The organism is Psychrosphaera sp. 1_MG-2023 (assembly GCF_030548245.1).
GTDB lineage: Bacteria > Pseudomonadota > Gammaproteobacteria > Enterobacterales > Alteromonadaceae > Psychrosphaera > Psychrosphaera algicola.
Window position 1 is genome coordinate 1 of the sequence record NZ_JAUORW010000023.1, and the last position, 17,938, is coordinate 17,938.

At 41.9% G+C, this 17,938-nt stretch carries 12 protein-coding genes; 6 read left to right on the top strand and 6 right to left on the bottom strand.

All coding sequences use genetic code 11. The annotated features are described in order from the left end of the window. Positions 1-357: 357 nt before the first annotated feature. The 4 genes from Q4575_RS17580 to Q4575_RS17595 all read right to left on the bottom strand — a co-directional run bounded on the left by Q4575_RS17580 (position 358) and on the right by Q4575_RS17595 (position 4,443). The gene (locus Q4575_RS17580; RefSeq protein ID WP_215964019.1) at positions 358-1,116 is read right to left on the bottom strand and encodes a FadR/GntR family transcriptional regulator; all 759 of its coding nucleotides are present in this window, start codon (positions 1,114-1,116) and stop codon (positions 358-360) included. Positions 1,117-1,256: 140 nt separating this feature from the next. Next, entirely contained in the window at positions 1,257-1,910 is a 654-nt protein-coding gene (locus Q4575_RS17585; RefSeq protein WP_303523679.1) for a 2-dehydro-3-deoxy-6-phosphogalactonate aldolase, read from the bottom strand. Continuing rightward, entirely contained in the window at positions 1,907-2,863 is a 957-nt protein-coding gene (locus tag Q4575_RS17590; protein WP_303523680.1) for a 2-dehydro-3-deoxygalactonokinase, read from the bottom strand. Before Q4575_RS17590 ends, Q4575_RS17585 begins: the two co-directional genes overlap by 4 nt. Positions 2,864-2,874: 11 nt before the next feature. Next, positions 2,875-4,443 carry an MFS transporter gene (locus Q4575_RS17595; RefSeq protein ID WP_303523681.1) on the bottom strand — a complete coding sequence of 523 codons (1,569 nt, stop codon included), beginning with the start codon at positions 4,441-4,443 and terminating at the stop codon, positions 2,875-2,877. Between the two features lie 104 nt (positions 4,444-4,547). Here Q4575_RS17595 and Q4575_RS17600 point away from each other — a divergent pair, with 104 nt between their 5' ends. The 5 genes from Q4575_RS17600 to Q4575_RS17620 all read left to right on the top strand — a co-directional run bounded on the left by Q4575_RS17600 (position 4,548) and on the right by Q4575_RS17620 (position 11,725). Then, a complete protein-coding gene (locus Q4575_RS17600) occupies positions 4,548-5,600 on the top strand; it encodes an SMP-30/gluconolactonase/LRE family protein (RefSeq protein WP_303523682.1) in 1,053 nt (350 codons plus the stop codon). 93 nt (positions 5,601-5,693) lie between these two features. Continuing rightward, the gene (locus Q4575_RS17605; protein ID WP_303523683.1) at positions 5,694-7,679 is read left to right on the top strand and encodes a glycoside hydrolase family 127 protein; all 1,986 of its coding nucleotides are present in this window, start codon (positions 5,694-5,696) and stop codon (positions 7,677-7,679) included. Positions 7,680-7,913: 234 nt separating this feature from the next. Then, positions 7,914-10,091, top strand: a complete 2,178-nt coding sequence (locus tag Q4575_RS17610) for a multiheme c-type cytochrome (protein ID WP_303523684.1) — start codon at positions 7,914-7,916, stop codon at positions 10,089-10,091. Positions 10,092-10,280: 189 nt separating this feature from the next. Continuing rightward, entirely contained in the window at positions 10,281-10,700 is a 420-nt protein-coding gene (locus Q4575_RS17615) for a hypothetical protein (RefSeq protein WP_303523685.1), read from the top strand. A gap of 125 nt (positions 10,701-10,825) precedes the next feature. Then, positions 10,826-11,725, top strand: coding sequence for a dienelactone hydrolase family protein (locus tag Q4575_RS17620; RefSeq protein ID WP_303523686.1), 900 nt, complete (start codon positions 10,826-10,828; stop codon positions 11,723-11,725). Positions 11,726-11,864: 139 nt separating this feature from the next. On the opposite strand, the gene argS is transcribed toward Q4575_RS17620, so the two are convergent. Both argS and prfC read right to left on the bottom strand, forming a co-directional pair. Then, positions 11,865-13,601: an arginine--tRNA ligase gene (argS, locus tag Q4575_RS17625; RefSeq protein ID WP_303523687.1), complete on the bottom strand. Its 1,737-nt coding sequence runs from the start codon at positions 13,599-13,601 to the stop codon at positions 11,865-11,867. Positions 13,602-13,678: 77 nt separating this feature from the next. Then, positions 13,679-15,268, bottom strand: a complete 1,590-nt coding sequence (gene prfC, locus Q4575_RS17630; RefSeq protein WP_303523688.1) for a peptide chain release factor 3 — start codon at positions 15,266-15,268, stop codon at positions 13,679-13,681. Positions 15,269-15,541: 273 nt separating this feature from the next. Between prfC and Q4575_RS17635 the strand changes: the two genes are divergently transcribed. Then, positions 15,542-16,729 carry a helix-turn-helix domain-containing protein gene (locus Q4575_RS17635; protein WP_303523689.1) on the top strand — a complete coding sequence of 396 codons (1,188 nt, stop codon included), beginning with the start codon at positions 15,542-15,544 and terminating at the stop codon, positions 16,727-16,729. The last annotated feature ends 1,209 nt before the right edge of the window (positions 16,730-17,938 follow it).

Sequence of the window (17,938 nt, forward strand, 5' to 3'; positions counted from 1 at the left end):
ACGGCAGGGACGCCGTTGCAAGGAATGTGCATAGGGATGTGCGTACATTCCGTCTTCGACGATAATATAAATCTTAATTAAGGATTAGGGATTTAGCCGAAAGCGGCTCTTTTGGTTACTTTTCTAGCTGTTGAGAAAAGTGACTCGCCTTTAGGCGAAAAGCCGCCTGCAAGGCAAATAAAGGCGCAGCCTGCAAGGTGAATTATGTGATTCCTCTGCACTCGGTGGGAGATCCCTAATATCGCTGGGGCTCTTTTGGAATGACGTTTTTTGTTCTGGGTATTTGGAATGAAATTGTGCTACAAAAAAAGCAAACCTAAGGTTTGCTTTTTTAAGGAAAGAAAAAGACCCAATTAATTACATCAATTGCGTATCTTTAAATTTATCACCAAAGGCCTCTTTTAAACGACGAATTGCGTCTCTTAAAAGCTTCTCTGTAAGCTTTTCAGCTTTATCGGCATCGCCGGTAGAAATAGCATCACAAACTTCACGGTGAAATTCGACAGAGTCACTATTTTTGCGAGGGTCTTGATTCGTAATTCGAACACTGACTAACAATGCGGAGTAGATAACCCCTTCCATCGCATTTAAAAATTCGTTGTGAGCTGCCCGTAACACCGCTTGGTGGAATAAAGCGTCAGCAACGACAAACTTTTCTAGGGAACCGGTTTCTTCTTCCATTCGTCGACAAGCATCGTCTATGACTTTGATGTCTTCAGCGGTTGCACGTTCTGCGGCCCAACGGGCGGCTTTTGGTTCAAACGCTAATCGTATGTCCATTAACTGGCTGATAAATTCGAGTCTTGGGGTTGCTGTGATATGCCAAGCAAGTACGTCATCGTCGAGTAAAATCCATTCGTGTCGCGGTCTTACTTTGGTGCCTATGCCTCGGCGAACGTCGAGTAAACCTTTACCGACTAAAATTTTAACCGCGTCTCGGATAACAACTCGGCTCACTTGAAAACGATCTGCCAGTGCATTTTCGTCTTCTATTAAGGCTCCGGCTTCAAATGACCCTGCAACAATACGTCTACCTAACTCTCTAGCAACTTGCACAGAAAGACTCGGCGTCATTTTCTTGGCTCGTTTTAAATCGTAATATACTAATTCACTCATATTGTCAGAGTTTCTTCCTAATAAACTGATTTTTAAACATATCATGTTTAATTCGATGATAATACAAAAACATTGCTACACAACGCCTGTGTGAGTTGCGATTGTATATAACCTAACCTATTTACTCACTTAGTAATTAATTAAGCATGGCTTATGTTATTTAAACAAAGTTTGTACTGAGCTACAAAAGCTTTGGCTTGTGTTCTAATCTCCGCCATCGACATCGTAGGTTTATACAAAGCGGAACCTAAACCAAATCCCGCGGCACCAATTTTAACGTAAGGGTTCATACTTGCCACCGACGCATCAATGCCGCCCACCGGATAACACCCAGTGCCTTTTGGTAGTACCGAGTTTAATGCTTTAAAACCGTCTAGACCGACCATAGAAACTGGAAACAACTTCAAGCCTGTTGCACCTGCGTCTAATGCGGCAAAAGCTTCAGTTGGCGTGACTATGCCAGGAAATACCGCACAACCGGCGTCTGCAGAAAAGCGGATAACATCAGTATTGCAATTTGGTGTAACAACTAAGTTTGCGCCTGTGCCTACAACTTGTTTCGCTAAATCCATATTGGTCACGGTACCTGCGCCTAACAGGTAGTTTTTAGTGCCAAATTGTTGTACCAATTTGCTTATGCTTTCAATCGCACCGGGGCTGTTAAGCGGCACTTCAATCATAGTAAACCCTTCATCAATAAGGATTTGGGTAACTTCAATGACGTCCTGTGGGGTGACGCCACGGATAATTGCGATTAAAGGTAAGTGTTTGGTTAAGTCAAAAGTGGGTTTCATTTTATGCTCTTAATTAGTATTGCCATGCCAGCTAGAAAACAATCATTACCAGCAACGAGTGTTGTGGTTTTACCTAAATGTTCCGCAGCGAGTTGATAACGCAGTGATAGACCTTTTCCACCAACGATGTAGAGGTGTTTTTGAGGTAGGTTTTTAAGTTCCATGCCGATTAACATGCCTGATAAATAATCCGGGATCTGTGCTTCGTTTAACGAATTAAACAACCGTTGTGTCCACGCGAGGAATATCCGATTACTAAACTCACCACTTTGGCCGTCGTCGACGCCTTTGATAAACGCCTCGTGATCACTTGAGGCATCTGATGGCAGGCCTTTACCAAGCAATGAATGTTTGGTTAATAAGTCAAACAATTCACCAGTTAAATAACTCGAAAACTGAGTTAACTTGCCGTCAACCACATGGGCATGTTTAGAATGAGTGCCGGGTAACACTGCCGTTAATTCTGTCTGACTATATTGCGCGGCGAGTCCTAAAATTTGCACTTCTTCACCGCGCATGACGTCGTATTTATCAACTTCAGTTAAATCAAGACTGCTTTTTTCGGCTGTTCTGCTGTCGAGCAGATCACAATAGCCATAACACACACCAGGAATAATCACGGCTTGTGGCCCCCAGGGCAAAGCAAAAACATGTGCCTTGGCTACTAAATCTGGGGCTGAAACCGGCGCATGTGCGTAGTCGACATTAACCCAACCTTTCATCGAGCCCACCATGCCAGCCATATAGATTGGCAAGCTTTTATAGTCGTCTAGCCAATCATTAAGAAGTACTTCTAATGCTGTTGCGAATTCGCTATTTGGGACTTGTAAAAGTCCCATTGGCGCTTCTTTTACTTCAATTAACTGGTCGGTATCTGACATCGCGAACGCTCGGAAGTTAGTCGTTCCCCAGTCAATGATCAGATGATGTATTTGTTCTCGTGCCTTTTCCATCAAAAAATCCCTTATGCTCTGGCGTATTCTTGTTCAATGTCTTCGATAGTTTTACCTTTGGTTTCAGGCAATGCAAAGTACATAACAACAAGGCCAACAGCGCCGATTATGGCGTACAACATAAAGATGCTCGCGACCCCTAAGTTGTCGAGCTGCCACGGGAAAAATTGTTGAATAGACCAAGACGAGATAGTTTGAACCAAAGCTGCCACTGGCAGTGCGACACTGCGTACGGAGTTTGGAAATATCTCAGAAAATACCACCCACATTATTGGTCCGATGGACAAGTTAAATGCCGCTAAGAATGCAAATATGCCAAACAAAACAAGTGGTGCATTAATGCCTTGAATGGTTTCATTAATAATGGGGCCACTGACAATAGGCAGTTCTTTTTTGTTAAACAGCTCCTTGAGTTTTTGTTTTAATGCCACGTCGTTGTCAAAGGTAGCACCGCGTAATGACTCAATCTTTGCAGTATCAACGCCCTCTTGATTAAGTTCTACCGACAGGACTTCAACGGCATTATCGCTAAAGACAAAATTTGCCTGTTCAAAACCAATATAAGTAGAAGTATGTGCAACTACCACCAAAACCAGACCCGCTACGGTTAAAAATCGTCGACCGAGTTTTTCAACAAAACCGATGGCAATTAACGTTGCCAATAGACCAACAACGCCTGTCGTGATGGTTTGCATAAACGTATCTTCAACACTCATTCCCACTTGTTCAAATACCATTGGTGCAAAAAACAATACGGCATTCATCCCGGTTGCCCCCTGGACGATGGCGTAACTCACCGCAATAAATAAAACAAACCGCATTCGCTTACTAAACAAAGACTTCAGTTGCCCGAGCGTATCGAGTTTAGTGTCCTGTTCTAGGCTTTTTTCAACTTGTGCAGAAAGTGTTTCAACTTGATCTGCCGGAGCAATTAGATTAAAAACCGCTTTAGCTTCTTCTTTTCGTCCCTGCTTTATTAACCAACGAGGCGACTCAGGAATGGTTAGCAATAACCCGACCCAAATTGCATTAGCGATGAGCTCTGCGCCTAACATCACACGCCAAACATTATCATTTGTTAGCCAACCAATATCACCGATTAACTTGACTAAAAAGTAGTTGACGATAAAGGCCAGTAATAAGCCTAGGCCGATCATAAACTGGTTAATTGATACAAACTTACCGCGTTGGGCTGCAGGTGCAATTTCACCTATATACATAGCCGACACCGTAATTGACGCAAATGCGACCCCACCAATAAATCGGCCCACAATTAACATTTCATAATTTAATGCCGTAGCGGATAGCAATGACGATAAAGAATAGGTTAAGCCGATCCCTAACAAAACACGAGAGCGGCCAAACTTGTCGCATAACGTGCCGGTAAATAACAACGCAACAATAACGCCAAGTAAAGCACAGCCAACAACCGTACCCTGCTGAATACTGTCGAGTTCAAATAGAGAGCTGACAAAACGTACCGCACCAGAAATATTTGCAGCGTCTAGACCAAAAACAAAACCACCAAAAGCAGCAATTAATGAATATTGGGTGACGCGTTGATTAGGACTTTTTTCCATAATTTTACTCAAACCTATATACATACTATTATTTTAAACATATTATGTTTAAACAATTCGGAACACAACCAATAAATTCGAAAATACCAAATTAGGCAACAACTATGTTATTGACCAACAATTTTGTTAAAGCAACAACCGCCCTATTAGCGTTGCTTATAGTAAGTGGCACTAGTCAAGCAATGCCGCAACCGGCAACTTTGTTTGCAAACTTACCACAGCAATGCGTGACGCCAGATGCATTTGATGTTGCACCAAATGGCTCGTTAACATTGAGTTGCCCTAACTTTGCCAATCGAAAACTGCAGGGGGAGTTATTTTCGCTTACCCAAAACGGTACTGTTAAACACCTTGCTACCGTGCCTAGTTTAAGCCTTAAGACTAAAGCGAATCCGATGGGTATCGCGTACGGACCCGATGGCGGCTTATATATTGCAGATTCCCGCGGTGCCAAACATGGTCGAATTTTAAAAATGAACTTCCGTGGTGATACCCTAATATCAACCGAAGTTATCGCCTCTGGTTTTAACCCTAATGGCCTGCGTTTTCATAACGGCTATTTATACGCAACCCAACTTAACTTACCTAAAGTTAAGTCTAAAACCCCTACAAGTGGCATATACCAATTTAACGCAACTGACAGAAATGTCATGGTCAACAACACCTTAAACGACAAACAACTGATCTTTACCGTCGAGTCAACGACCAATAAACCTGGTCTCGATGGCATTGCCTTTGATTCTAAAGGCAACTTGTACTCAGGTCATATTAGTGACGGTACGGTGTATCGTTTTACTTTTGATGCTCAGCAAAATATTAGTAGCCAACAAATTTATGCCAAAGTACCTGCTGCGTCTGGCATTGATGGGATGGCTTTTGACAGCGAAGATAATCTTTATTTAGCGGGCTTTGCACAAAACCAAATTTTAAAAATTGACACCAATAAACAAGTGTCCGTTATCGCGGAATATTTGGACAACGACGGCTCTAATGGCCAACTCGACCAACCCGCAGATCTGATCGTTTACAACAATAAATTGATCATTTCAAACTTTGATCTCATGGTTCAAGAAGGCTTTAGAAACACAAAACATTCAAAACCTTACACCTTATCTATGATCGATTTGGCAACAATTAATTTTGATTTAACTAAATAACAAATAGTTTTGCTACGCTTAGCCCTTAACATCTATTAAACCGATGGCGAGTGATAAGCACATGGTGAAAATACAATTTATGAGGAAGACGTCATGACTTCATTGCATGCACATAACAAAGCAATCGTTGCAAACTCTGAAAGCCCGTTTGTAAAATTACACGCCATTAATTTTGGTGACTGTCAGTGGACTAAAGGCTTTTGGGCTGAAAAAACCCAAAAAGCTGTCGACGTTATGATCCCGTACATGGGTGATGTACTGTGTGGTGACATCGGCCACGCGCTTAATAATTTTAAAATTGCCGCCGGACTAAAAACCGGTGAGCACAAAGGCATGTATTGGCACGATGGCGACTTCTATAAATTTATGGAAGCCAAAATCTATGCCTATGGTCTTTCAAAAGACGCTGCGCTGCTAACCGAACTCGACGAGTACATTGATATTTTGTCCAAAGCGCAGGAACCCGATGGTTATCTGCAAACCCAAATCCAATTAGATCCAGACGCTGATCGTTACGAAAACCGTAAATACCATGAGATGTATAACACCGGACATTTATTTATTAGTGCCTGTGCCCATTTTCGGATCACGGGTCAACGCAATTTCTTAGACATCGCAATCAAACATGCTGAATTGCTTTACACTATCTTTTTTCCAGACACAAAACATTACCGCCGATTTGGTTTTAACCAAACTCAAATCATGGGATTGGTTGAGCTATACCGTACTGTGGGTGACAAAAAGTACTTAACATTGGCCCAAAAATTTATCGACCGTCGCGGGACATATGACATAGTGCATGACTCAACCACCGTCGGTTACCCAATTGGCGACATGGTGCAAGAACGCACGCCACTGCGTGAAGAGACAGACCCTGTTGGCCATGCTGTACTCGCTTTGTATTACTACGCCGGTGCGGCGGATGTATTTGCCGAAACCGGTGAAGAAGCACTAATCACAGCCCTTAATCGTTTATGGGAAAGTGTTACACAGAAAAAAATGTATGCTACAGGTGCCGTAGGCCAGACGCATTATGGCGCGAGTGTTAATCGTGACATGATCGAAGAAGGGTTTATCGACGACTACATGATGCCAAACCTAACGGCTTACAACGAGACATGCGCAAACCTGTGTAATGCGATGTTCAGCTTTAGAATGTTGGGTATTCATGGTGAAGCAAAATACGCCGATATCATTGAGCTGGTGATGCACAACAGTGGTTTATCGGGCATAAGCATTGAAGGTAAAGACTACTTTTATGCGAATCCACTAAGAATGTTACACGGCGTTCGAGACTACGACGCCCACGCCGACGTTACTGAAACACCAGACCGTGAAGGTTATTTAGCGTGTTTTTGTTGTCCTCCAAACTTAGTTCGTACTATTTCTAACTTATCTGGTTGGGCGTATAGTTTAACCGACAATGGTGTACACGTTAACTTGTACGGCAGCAATAACCTTGCAACTACCATGTTAGATGGCTCAGCGATTAAGTTAAGCCAAGACACAGACTACCCTTGGAAAGGTTTGGTTAAACTTACCGTTGATGAATGTAAGTCCGGCGCGTTTGATATCGCATTGCGAGTACCAGGTTGGTCGACAGGCGCAACCATTACCGTCAATGGCAAAGATGCCGGCGTGACCGCAACTCCAGCCACCTATGCTGTTTTAAACCGAGAATGGCAAGTTGGCGACGTAATTGTTATCGACATTCCTATGGAAACCACCTTTATCGAAGGTCACCCTAGAATTGAAGAAGTCCGTAACCAAGTCGCGGTTAAACGTGGTCCTGTGGTTTATTGCATTGAATCACCAGATTTACCAGAAGGTACAAATATTTTAGATGTGTACATTGACGGTGAAGAACCTCTAAAAGCACAAAGTCAGCCAGAATTTTTAGGCGGGTTAACCACCATTGAAGCCAAACTATTGCTTCGAGAAAACAAAGGCGATGCTATGTATCGTAACGTTCGTAAACCTAAGTGGCAGGAACTCAGTACTCAATTGGTTCCCTATTATGCATGGAGCAACCGTGGCACCGCTGAAATGACCGTATTTATGCCAGTTGTGTGGCGTTAGCCAGCCGAAGCTCGCTTTATTAAGCTGACAAATAAAACCCCGACAACCGGGGTTTTTTTATGAATTTTAGAATACTTTGGTTTAAACTGTCCCTCACTTTGAACTCAACATATCGTTAATTTTGCGGTTTATTATAAGCAGTTTGGTTTACTCTATACGCCAAGCCTAAGTTGCTCGCATTTACCCATAGTCATCAACTTAGTTAAACCCAATCGATACATAGAAAATGTGCCCATGTCCCTAATGAAAAGTCTTATTTGTTTTTTTATATTGTCCACTGCGTTTTGCTTCTCAGCGCTGGCAAACACACCAGAACAAAATTGTGTGTCTTGTCACCAATCTGCGGTTTCTGACTGGCAACAATCTGACCACGCGAAAGCGATGGCAGAAGCAACGTCTGCCACTGTGTTAGGGGATTTTAACAACGCGACATTTGATCACTTCACCCAAAAAGCCCGATTTTTTAAACAAGACAACACCTTTAAAATTGAATTTACCGAACAACAAAATACCAAGGTATACACTGTAGCCTATACGTTTGGGCACTATCCTTTGCAGGAATATTTGATCAAAACCGATGATGGCAAAATGCAAGTCTTTCCTTTTGCCTGGGACAGTCGTCTTAAATCGGAAAATGGTCAACGTTGGTATCCTGTTTATCCCGATGAAGACATCAAAAGCGCGGACCGTTTACACTGGCAACAACCGATGCAAAATTGGAATGGCATGTGTGCCGATTGTCATTCAGATGGGTTAAAACGGAATTATTCAATCCCTAAAAAACAATTCGACACCAACTGGGACAACATCAATGTTGGTTGTCAGTCTTGTCACAACGACATGACAGATCACACCAAAAACACCGCCTATAAAGCTGGCGATGGCAGTATCGCAGGTCACTTAACCTCAAGTGATAAACAAAAAGCCATGGGCTGGTTACTTGACCCAAGTAAACCTGTTGCCGAATGGCAAGGCGAGCCGCGCGATAACCAATTTATGGAAACGTGTTTTTCTTGTCATTCACTGCGCTCTCCTTTGACCGATGGCATTGAGCCTAAAACCCGATTTTTAGATCAGTTTTCACCAAGTTTATTGACCCAGCCTTTGTACCACGCCGATGGTCAAATCAAAGATGAGGTTTATGTTTACGGTTCATTTTTACAAAGCAAAATGTATGACAAAGGCGTTAACTGCCTTGACTGTCATAATAAACACACCATGAAAGTAAAACTTCAAGGCAATGGCTTGTGTCTACAGTGCCACAATGCTCAAGTGTACCAACAACCTGAACATACCATTCATCCACTTGACTCCGATGGCGGTCAGTGTGTCAATTGCCACATGCCACAAACCACCTATATGGGCGTTGATGCGCGACGGGACCACAGCTTTAAAATTCCACGTCCTGACCTTAGTGACCAATTTAATACGCCAAATGCCTGCGTAAATTGTCACACTGACAAAGACAACAAATGGGCAGCTGCCGCGCTTAAATCTAACTTTGGCGCACCTAAAGATTTAGCAATTAGTGAGCAGTATTTCATTACGTTATTGCACAATCGAACCTTGCCACTGGATCAACATTTAGCGCTCATTAATGACAGTTCAATGAGTGATATTAAACGAGCAAGTGCCATTGCCCTGCTGCCCAATTCCACTCAAATCTTAACCGACAGAGTTATCGCCCCTTGGGTTAGTTCAGAATTGCCCTTACTAAGATTAGCCACCGGACTTGTGGGCCAAATCCTTTCACCTGAAGACCGATTAAAGTCATTTAAAGCGTTATTAACAGATGAGTTTAAAGCGGTACGTACTGCGGCGGCGAATCATTTTGTTGATGTTCAAATCAAAGATCTTGCGGTTGTCCAACAAGCTCTTAACGAATTGAGTATCGCTAATGAAGTTAGCAGTTGGCGCGGCGAAGGTAACTTAAACCGAAGCATAATTTACCAACGTCAAGGTCGCACTGAACAAGCTATCGCGGCATTGGAACATGGCTTAATCGTCGACCCTTATTTTGAGCCAAACTACATTAACCTTGCCGATCTTTACCGTAACAATAATCAGGTAAAACGAGAGGGTGAAATTTATCAAAATGGACTTAAGGCGAATCCAAAGTCAGCGACATTGCATTACGCCTATGGCATGTACCAAATCCGTAATGGCGCAAAAGCCGAATCGGTGGCTTCGTTTAAAACCGCCGTAAAATACGACAATACAAATACCCAATATGTGTATCTGTATTTCCTCGCTTTGGATAACGTTGGTAAAACAAACGTGGCCCTTAACGAACTTAAACGTGTATTAAAACAATACCAATATCAACGCCAGTTAGTTGAGCTGGGGTTAAACTTCTCGCAAAAACTAAATGATCGTGAGAGCTATAACTTTTTTGTTCGCTTTTACCAGTAGCATTAGTAGCACTAAGCGGCCCTTGCTAATGTTTGACCTAGTGTAAATTTGGCTATTATCTGTTTTCCTTTTTTTTATAAATAAATAAATAAATAAATAAATAAATAAATAAATAAATAATAGAAAATAGATAGTAGCCAACAGACTAGGTATATTCCTTAGTTCTCATCCTAAGGAAGGATTTATTAAATGACGTCACCCGACTTTACCCAATACAGCAAACAACAACTCATCGAAGCATTGGCCAATACGGATGTTAAACCATCTCCTCAGGAAATCGCGCTTATCGAACTTGAATTAACCAAGTTTGAAACTCAACAAACAGAACCTGCCATTAAAGAATTTTTTCATGTCGAAAACGACCCCCTAGCCATGAGCCTAGTTAAAGGCATGGACCCATTAGTTTATGGCTTTATTTGTGCCTGTCTCGCTATGTTAATTTTCCCAATGACAGACATTAAAAATTACCTCGATGGCGTTGCATCAACAGTTAGCGAAACCCTAGGGGTACGATTATTTTTTAGCGTGTTATGTGGTTATGTTTGTATTAAAAATATCGGCCGATGGTTTACGAAACGAAAGTCAAAAAACAATAAACCTCAGCAATAGAATATTTTGCTGAAATAAAATAAGCCTTCTTTGTTGTTCTGCTCTATTATTTATTTCTGTGACCTACGACGTAAAGTCATGACTTAAAAGTTCTATGGCCTAACAATCTACAATAGGGGAAAAGAATGACTCAACCAGTAAATGAAACCGCTCCGATTATTCCGCAAGAAGCTTTTGATTGGTACGATGAATACGCACACGGCATGATTGACCGCCGAACGTTTTTAAAACGTTTAGGCACGCTTGTCACCATAGGGTTAAGTATGTCGGTTCTCTCAGCTGCGTTATTACCTAACTATGCCCTTGCCGAGCAAGTCTCATTTAATGATGATGCCATCAAAGCGAGTTATGTAACCTTCCGTTCGCCAAAAGGTCATGGCGAAGGTCGAGGATACTTTGTTACCCCAAAAAACCTTGATAAACCATTACCCGTTGTTCTAGTTATTCATGAAAATAGAGGACTTAATCCTTATGTTAAAGACGTTGCTCGGCGTTTAGCCAAAGCCGGTTTTGTCGCGTTTGCGCCCGACGCACTGCATATTTTAGGCGGATATCCTGGCAATGACGATGAAGGGAAAGCAATGCAACGCTCCCTAGATAAAGCGAAAATTCAACAAGATTTTGTCGCCGCTGCTGAATTTTTAAAAGCCCATGCCCTCAGTAACGGCAAGCTCGGTGCTGTTGGTTTTTGCTTTGGTGGTTATATCGTCAACATGTTAGCTGCAACTATTCCTAATAGCCTAAGTGCTGGCGTCCCGTTTTATGGAACCCCCGCCGCCGCCGAAATCCGTGACAACATTAAATCGCCATTGATGATCCAATTGGCTGAACTTGATAAACGAGTTAATGCCACATGGCCTGAGTACGAGGTGTCTCTTAAAAAGAACAAGGTGGATTACCAGATGTTTATGTATGAAAACGCAAACCATGGCTTCCATAATGATTCCACAGGTCGGTATGACCCTAAAAATGCCAACCTAGCGTGGGATAGAACCGTAAACTTCTTTCAACAGCATTTAAGTTAACGACTAAGTCATACTAGCCTACAAGGGTTCCGCAGAATTAAAGCAATAGCGACAAAAAAAGCGGGTGATGAAATTGTACTTTCATCACCCGCTTTTTAATCTTCTTAATCATGCCCTAACAAGGGCAATAATCAGAGGGTTACATTTTTTCCATTGTTTTGATGCCGAGTAGCTCTAAACCTTGTTTCAGGGTACGGGCAACTAACAAGCTTAATGCCATACGGCTTAACTTGGTCTCTTCTGCTACGCCGTCTTTTAACATTGGGCAAGCTTCGTAGAAGGTCATAAATAAGCTCGACAATTCATACAAGTAAGTACACAACAAATGTGGCGTTGAATTAGCGCTCACACCAGCAATCGCTTCAACAAATTGCAATAACTTAACGGCCAGTGCTTTTTCTTGGGCTTCAGTAATAATGACTTCGGCATTAAACGTAGCAACATCAATTTCGGCTTTACGGAACACACTCATGGCTCTGGTATAAGCATATTGCAAATAAGGAGCCGTATCGCCTTCAAAGCTCAACATCGTTTCCCAGTTGAAAATGTAGTCGGTCGTTCTGTTTTTACTTAAGTCAGCGTACTTAATTGCACCAATACCAACTTTACGAGCAATTTCTTTTTGCTCATCTGCACTTAAATTGCTTTCGCGTTCTGACAGTAATTTTTCGGCACGCTCAACCGCTTCATCTAACAAGTCCGCTAGTTTAACTGTGCCGCCAGTACGGGTTTTAAATGGCTTGCCATCTTTACCCAACATCATACCAAATGGGCCGTGTTCGTAGCTCGTTTCAGCTTTTAGTAATCCACCTTTACGGCCAACCATTTCAGCTTGCTTAAAGTGCAAAGCTTGACGAGCGTCAGTGAAGATAATGATACGGTCTGCGTTTAAGTCAAATGAACGGTATTTCATTGCCGCTAAATCGGTTGTTGAATATAAAAAGCCACCGCCTGATTTTTCAATTATAAAGACGGCAGGTTCGCCTTCTTTATTTTTCATTTCATCAAGAAATACAACCTGAGCACCTTGGTCTTCAACGGCAATGCCTTTCTCTTTCAAGTCTGCAACTATGCCAGCTAACATTGGGTTATATGCACTTTCACCCATGATATCTTCGTGTTTTAGATTAACATTCAATTTGGCGTAAACTTCTTCGCTGTGTTGAATCGATACATCGATAAATTGTTGCCACAACGTAAGGCATTCTTGGTCACCGCCTTGCAATTTAACCACGTACTCGCGAGCTCTATTGGCAAAACCTTCTTCTTCATCAAACCTAATTTTAGCTTCGCGATAAAAGTCTTCTAAATCTGACAACGCAGTTGTTGCAACGTTTTCAGACAATAACTTGTCTTGCAAATGCGCAATCAACATACCAAATTGTGTGCCCCAATCACCCATGTGATTTTGACGAATAACCTTGTGACCTAAAAACTCAATTACTCGAGCCACTGAGTCACCAATGATAGTTGAACGCAAATGGCCAACGTGCATTTCTTTCGCTAAATTTGGTGACGACAAGTCAACTACTACTGTTTGTTCAGGCTCTTTTTCTACCGCTAATCTTGGATCGGTTAACGCAGCAGTAATTTGCTCACCTAGCCATTGAGGCTTTAGCTTTACATTAATAAAACCAGGACCGGCAATCTCTAAGCTTTCAGCTAAATCGTCTAATTCAACAGCGTCCAAAATTTTTGCGGCAATTTCTCGAGGGTTTGATTTTAGCTTTTTCGCTAACCCCATAGCACCATTAAATTGGTATTCTCCAAATTCAGGGCGATTGCTTCGAGCCATTGGCGCAGCAGCACCTTCGGCTCCTTCAATTTTTGTTAACGCTTGTTTAAATCTATCTTGTACTAACTGAAAAATGTTCATATTCAAAATGCCTTTGCTCGTCGCGAGAAAAAGTAAAAACAGATGCAACGCCTAAGGCTGCATCTCATTTGTTTGGTTTAGTGCTCTCTTGTTTCCAAGAATGAGACTTCTGGATAACGTTCCATCGACAGGTTTAAATTTACGCGAGTCGGCGCGATATAGGTCAAGTTATCACCGCCATCGAGTGCTAAGTTTGTCGCGCATTTGCGTTTAAAGTCTTCAAACTTTTTCACGTCTTCGCATTCAACCCAGCGTGCTGTAGCAACATTGACAGGTTCGTAAATCGCCTCAACGTTATATTCAGATTTAAGACGCTGAACAACAACGTCAAACTGCAAGACACCAACCGCACCAACGATCAAATCGTTGTTTTGCATTGGTCTAAATACTTGCACAGCACCTTCTTCCGATAACTGGATTAAGCCTTTTAATAACTGCTTCTGTTTCAGTGGATCTTTTAAACGAATACGGCGGAATAACTCCGGCGCAAAGTTTGGAATGCCCGCAAACTTAAATGCCTCACCTTGCGTGAATGTATCGCCAATCTGAATCGTACCGTGGTTATGTAACCCAATAATATCCCCAGGAAATGCCTCTTCAACGGCTGAACGGTCTCCGGCTACAAAGGTCAATGCATCTGAAATCCGTACGTCTTTACCTAAACGTACATGCTTCATCTTCATGCCCTTTTCATACTTACCTGAGACAATCCGCATAAATGCCACGCGGTCTCGGTGTTTAGGGTCCATGTTGGCTTGGATTTTAAATACAAAACCACTGAAATCAGCTTCACTTGCAACAACTTGGCGTTCATTAGTATCCCGAGGCATAGGCGTTGGCGCCCACTCAGTTAGGCCGTCTAGCATATGGTCAACACCAAAGTTACCTAAGGCTGTACCAAAAAATACTGGGGTTAATTCGCCCGCCAAAAACAGTTCTAAATCAAATTCGTTAGATGCACCGATAACAAGCTCTAGCTCTTCGCGTAGTTGCTCTGCTAAGTCTTCACCAACGGCTTCGTCTAATTCTGGAGTATTAACACCTTTAATTGTGCGAACTTCCTGAATTGTGTGCCCTTTACCCGTGTTATATAAAATAACTTCGTCGCGATGAATATGGTAAACACCCTTAAACAATTTTCCGCAACCAATTGGCCAGGTTATTGGGGCACAAGCAATTTTTAATTCGTCTTCAACTTCGTCCATGACTTCCATCGGATCACGGATGTCACGGTCAAGTTTATTCATAAAGGTAATGATTGGCGTGTCACGTAAACGGGTGACTTCCATTAATTTGCGCGTTCGGTCTTCTACACCTTTAGCGGCGTCAATCACCATCAAGCAAGAATCCACAGCCGTCAACGTACGGTACGTATCTTCAGAGAAGTCTTCGTGTCCTGGAGTATCTAGCAGATTGACTAAATTATCGTTATAAGGAAACTGCATAACAGAGGTTGTTATAGAGATACCACGATCTTTTTCCATCTCCATCCAGTCAGATTTTGCGTGCTGTTTTGAGCCACGACCTTTTACTGTACCGGCAGTTTGCAGGTGTTGTCCGTACAACAATACTTTTTCAGTAATGGTTGTTTTACCGGCATCTGGGTGAGAAATGATGGCGAAAGTGCGTCGGCACTCGATTTCTTTGGCAAGTTGAGAATCTGTCATAATTTTCTTAGATAATGGTGCTGGAAACGCACCAAAAATTCAGTCTTTTTGGCCTATTAATTTCAATGGCCGGAATTATACCTGAATCAATACCGATGTAGTACCCATCAATCATTCTAAAATTGCGTCCTTATAGTCGATTTACCGGACGACTCGCCGATATTTATCAATATCATTTCAATTTTTAAAATATTATATCGCGCTAGACACATGCCTGATTAAGCGTGTTATGCTCGTAAAAAAAATTAACCCCTACATTTATCAAGGAAAAAGATGAAGCCTTTTGAATTCCAATCTGTTTTATTCAACTTTCATGACGTCATGTTGTTGATGACAACGATGCAGTGTTTGTTTTTTGGGGTTTTACTTTACGTTACAAATACAAAGAATGTAAAAACGGCAATGTTCCTGTCGGCCTTCCTCTTTGCCCATGCTTTGATCCCAGCAAACGAGCTGATTATGTGGGGTGCCGAGTTTAAGGTACAAGTCAGATATGAATGGCCTGGCTTATATTTTATTCTACAGATGGCGTATTACTTAGACGGTCCCTTGTTATTTTTATGTATTAAATCATTAGTTTTTAAGGATTTTAGTTTAAGAAAAATCGACATCCTTCATATCGTGCCCCTCATTATTTACCTCGTTTTCATTTCAACAACGTTTTACAGTCATACCTTCGACGAACGCCAAGTCATGCTTATCAATGAGTCTTTTGTCTATGATACGGGTTATGTCAGCTTAGAATTGTTCAATAAAGGATTACGAGTATTTTATGCCATTGCCTGCGTGATCATGATTAGACGCTACAGATATTTATTACAAGATACCTATTCCAACATAGACAAGGCCCACACCAACTGGCTAAATGGTCTTGTCTATGGATTTATGGCAGTGATGTTTTCAGAGACCGTTTTGGTAATGGCAAAAATTATTAGCTTATTCACCCCTATTGGAAATTCAGTATTTTCACAAATTGGTTTAACCGGAAATTATCTGTCTTTTGTTTTAGTGAACTTGTTGGTCTTTACTGCCATTCGCCACTTTTTGACCTTTGAGCAGGTTACCTATAAAGAAACGGCGACAAAACCGGTGGATGATCAATTTGTGAATCCCGAAATTGCCACTGAAATTGACATAAAAATGAAAGACAACAAAGCGTTTATGGACCCAGATATTACATTGGACAGTTTAGCGTCGGCGTTAGAAATTACCTCTCGCGATCTTTCTATGTTAATCAATCGGCATTTTGGTATTAACTTCTACGAATTTATTAATAAATACCGAATTGAAGAAGCCAAAAAAATGCTAAGTGATCCCACTCATAAAAAGGACACCATTACCGACATTTACCTAGCCGTTGGGTTTAACAGCAAGTCAGTGTTTTATACGTTTTTTAAGAAATTTGAAGACGTAACACCGTCACAGTTTAGAAAGTCAGCCTTAGAGGTGGGACGTGCATAATTAGCTGTAATTGGCTCATAATTTCAGAACAAAAAACGTCATTCCCTAGCTTGTAAAATGAGTCGAGCCACAGCGATATTAGGGATCTCCAACCAAGTGCAGAGGAATGACATAATTCGCCTTGCAGGCTGCGCCTTTCTTTGCCCTGCGGGCGGCTGTTTCGACTGCGTCGACCATACTTTTTGCAACAGCCCCAAAAGTAGGCAAAAAGGCCGCTTTCGACCAAATCCCTAATCCTTATTTTAGATTTATATTATCGTCGAAGGCGGAATGTACGTACATCCCTATACACATTCCTTGCAACGGCGTCCCTGCCGTTCACTTCGAGATATAAATCTCAACTAAGGGGGATTTAAACGAAGTATATGTAGTCTGAACTTTAGGAGTGAAAACGTGTTTTTTTTAAAATGTCATCAGAACCAAACAGAAAAAACCGTCATCCCAATTAAACAGAAAAAAACGTCATTCCAAAAGAGCGGAGCGATATTTGGAACCTCCAACCAAGTGCAGAGGAAGTTCATAACTCGCCCTAAATTAGCTCACAATAACCAGAATAAAAAACGTCATTCCAAAAGAGCGGAGCGATATTTGGAACCTCCAACCAAGTGCAGAGGAAGTTCATAACTCACCTTAAATTGGCTCAAAAGTCCAGAACAAAAAACGTCATCCTAAAAGAGCCAAAGCGATATTTGGGATCTCCAACCGAGTGCAGAGGAAGTTCATAACTCACCTTAAATTGGCTCAAAAGTCCAGAATAAAAAACGTCATCCTAAAAGAGCCAAAGCGATATTTGGGATCTCCAACCAAGTGCAGAGGAATGACATAATTCACCTTGCAGGCTGCGCCTTTCTTTGCCCTGCAGGCAGCTATTTCGACTGCGTCGACCATACTTTTTGCAACAGCCCCAAAAGTAGGCAAAAAGGCCGCTTTCGGCTAAATCCCTACTCCTTATTTAAGGTTTATATTATCGTCGAAGACGGGATGAAAGTATGTCCATGGTTCGTCTGACGTACATCCATGTACTGACGAATTCCCTTCGTCCTTGAAGTGAACAAGCATCCCTTGCAACGGCGTCCCTGCCGTTCACTTCGAGATATAAATCTCAACTAAGGGGGATTTAAACGAAGGAAAATGTCGCCTGAAATGTAGGTTTAATAACTAGTTTTTAAGAAAAACGTCATCCCAATTAAACAGAAAAAACGTCATTCC

Bases quoted from the DNA above. Each gene is read 5' to 3' on its own strand.
- Q4575_RS17635 (WP_303523689.1), top strand. From the start codon at position 15,542: ATGAAGCCTTTTGAATTCCAATCTGTTTTATTCAACTTTCATGACGTC.
- Q4575_RS17610 (WP_303523684.1), top strand. From the start codon at position 7,914: ATGTCCCTAATGAAAAGTCTTATTTGTTTTTTTATATTGTCCACTGCG.
- Q4575_RS17590 (WP_303523680.1), bottom strand. From the start codon at position 2,863: ATGGAAAAGGCACGAGAACAAATACATCATCTGATCATTGACTGGGGA.
- Q4575_RS17615 (WP_303523685.1), top strand. From the start codon at position 10,281: ATGACGTCACCCGACTTTACCCAATACAGCAAACAACAACTCATCGAA.
- argS (WP_303523687.1), bottom strand. From the start codon at position 13,601: ATGAACATTTTTCAGTTAGTACAAGATAGATTTAAACAAGCGTTAACA.
- prfC (WP_303523688.1), bottom strand. From the start codon at position 15,268: ATGACAGATTCTCAACTTGCCAAAGAAATCGAGTGCCGACGCACTTTC.
- Q4575_RS17595 (WP_303523681.1), bottom strand. From the start codon at position 4,443: ATGGAAAAAAGTCCTAATCAACGCGTCACCCAATATTCATTAATTGCT.
- Q4575_RS17600 (WP_303523682.1), top strand. From the start codon at position 4,548: ATGTTATTGACCAACAATTTTGTTAAAGCAACAACCGCCCTATTAGCG.
- Q4575_RS17605 (WP_303523683.1), top strand. From the start codon at position 5,694: ATGACTTCATTGCATGCACATAACAAAGCAATCGTTGCAAACTCTGAA.
- Q4575_RS17620 (WP_303523686.1), top strand. From the start codon at position 10,826: ATGACTCAACCAGTAAATGAAACCGCTCCGATTATTCCGCAAGAAGCT.
- Q4575_RS17585 (WP_303523679.1), bottom strand. From the start codon at position 1,910: ATGAAACCCACTTTTGACTTAACCAAACACTTACCTTTAATCGCAATT.
- Q4575_RS17580 (WP_215964019.1), bottom strand. From the start codon at position 1,116: ATGAGTGAATTAGTATATTACGATTTAAAACGAGCCAAGAAAATGACG.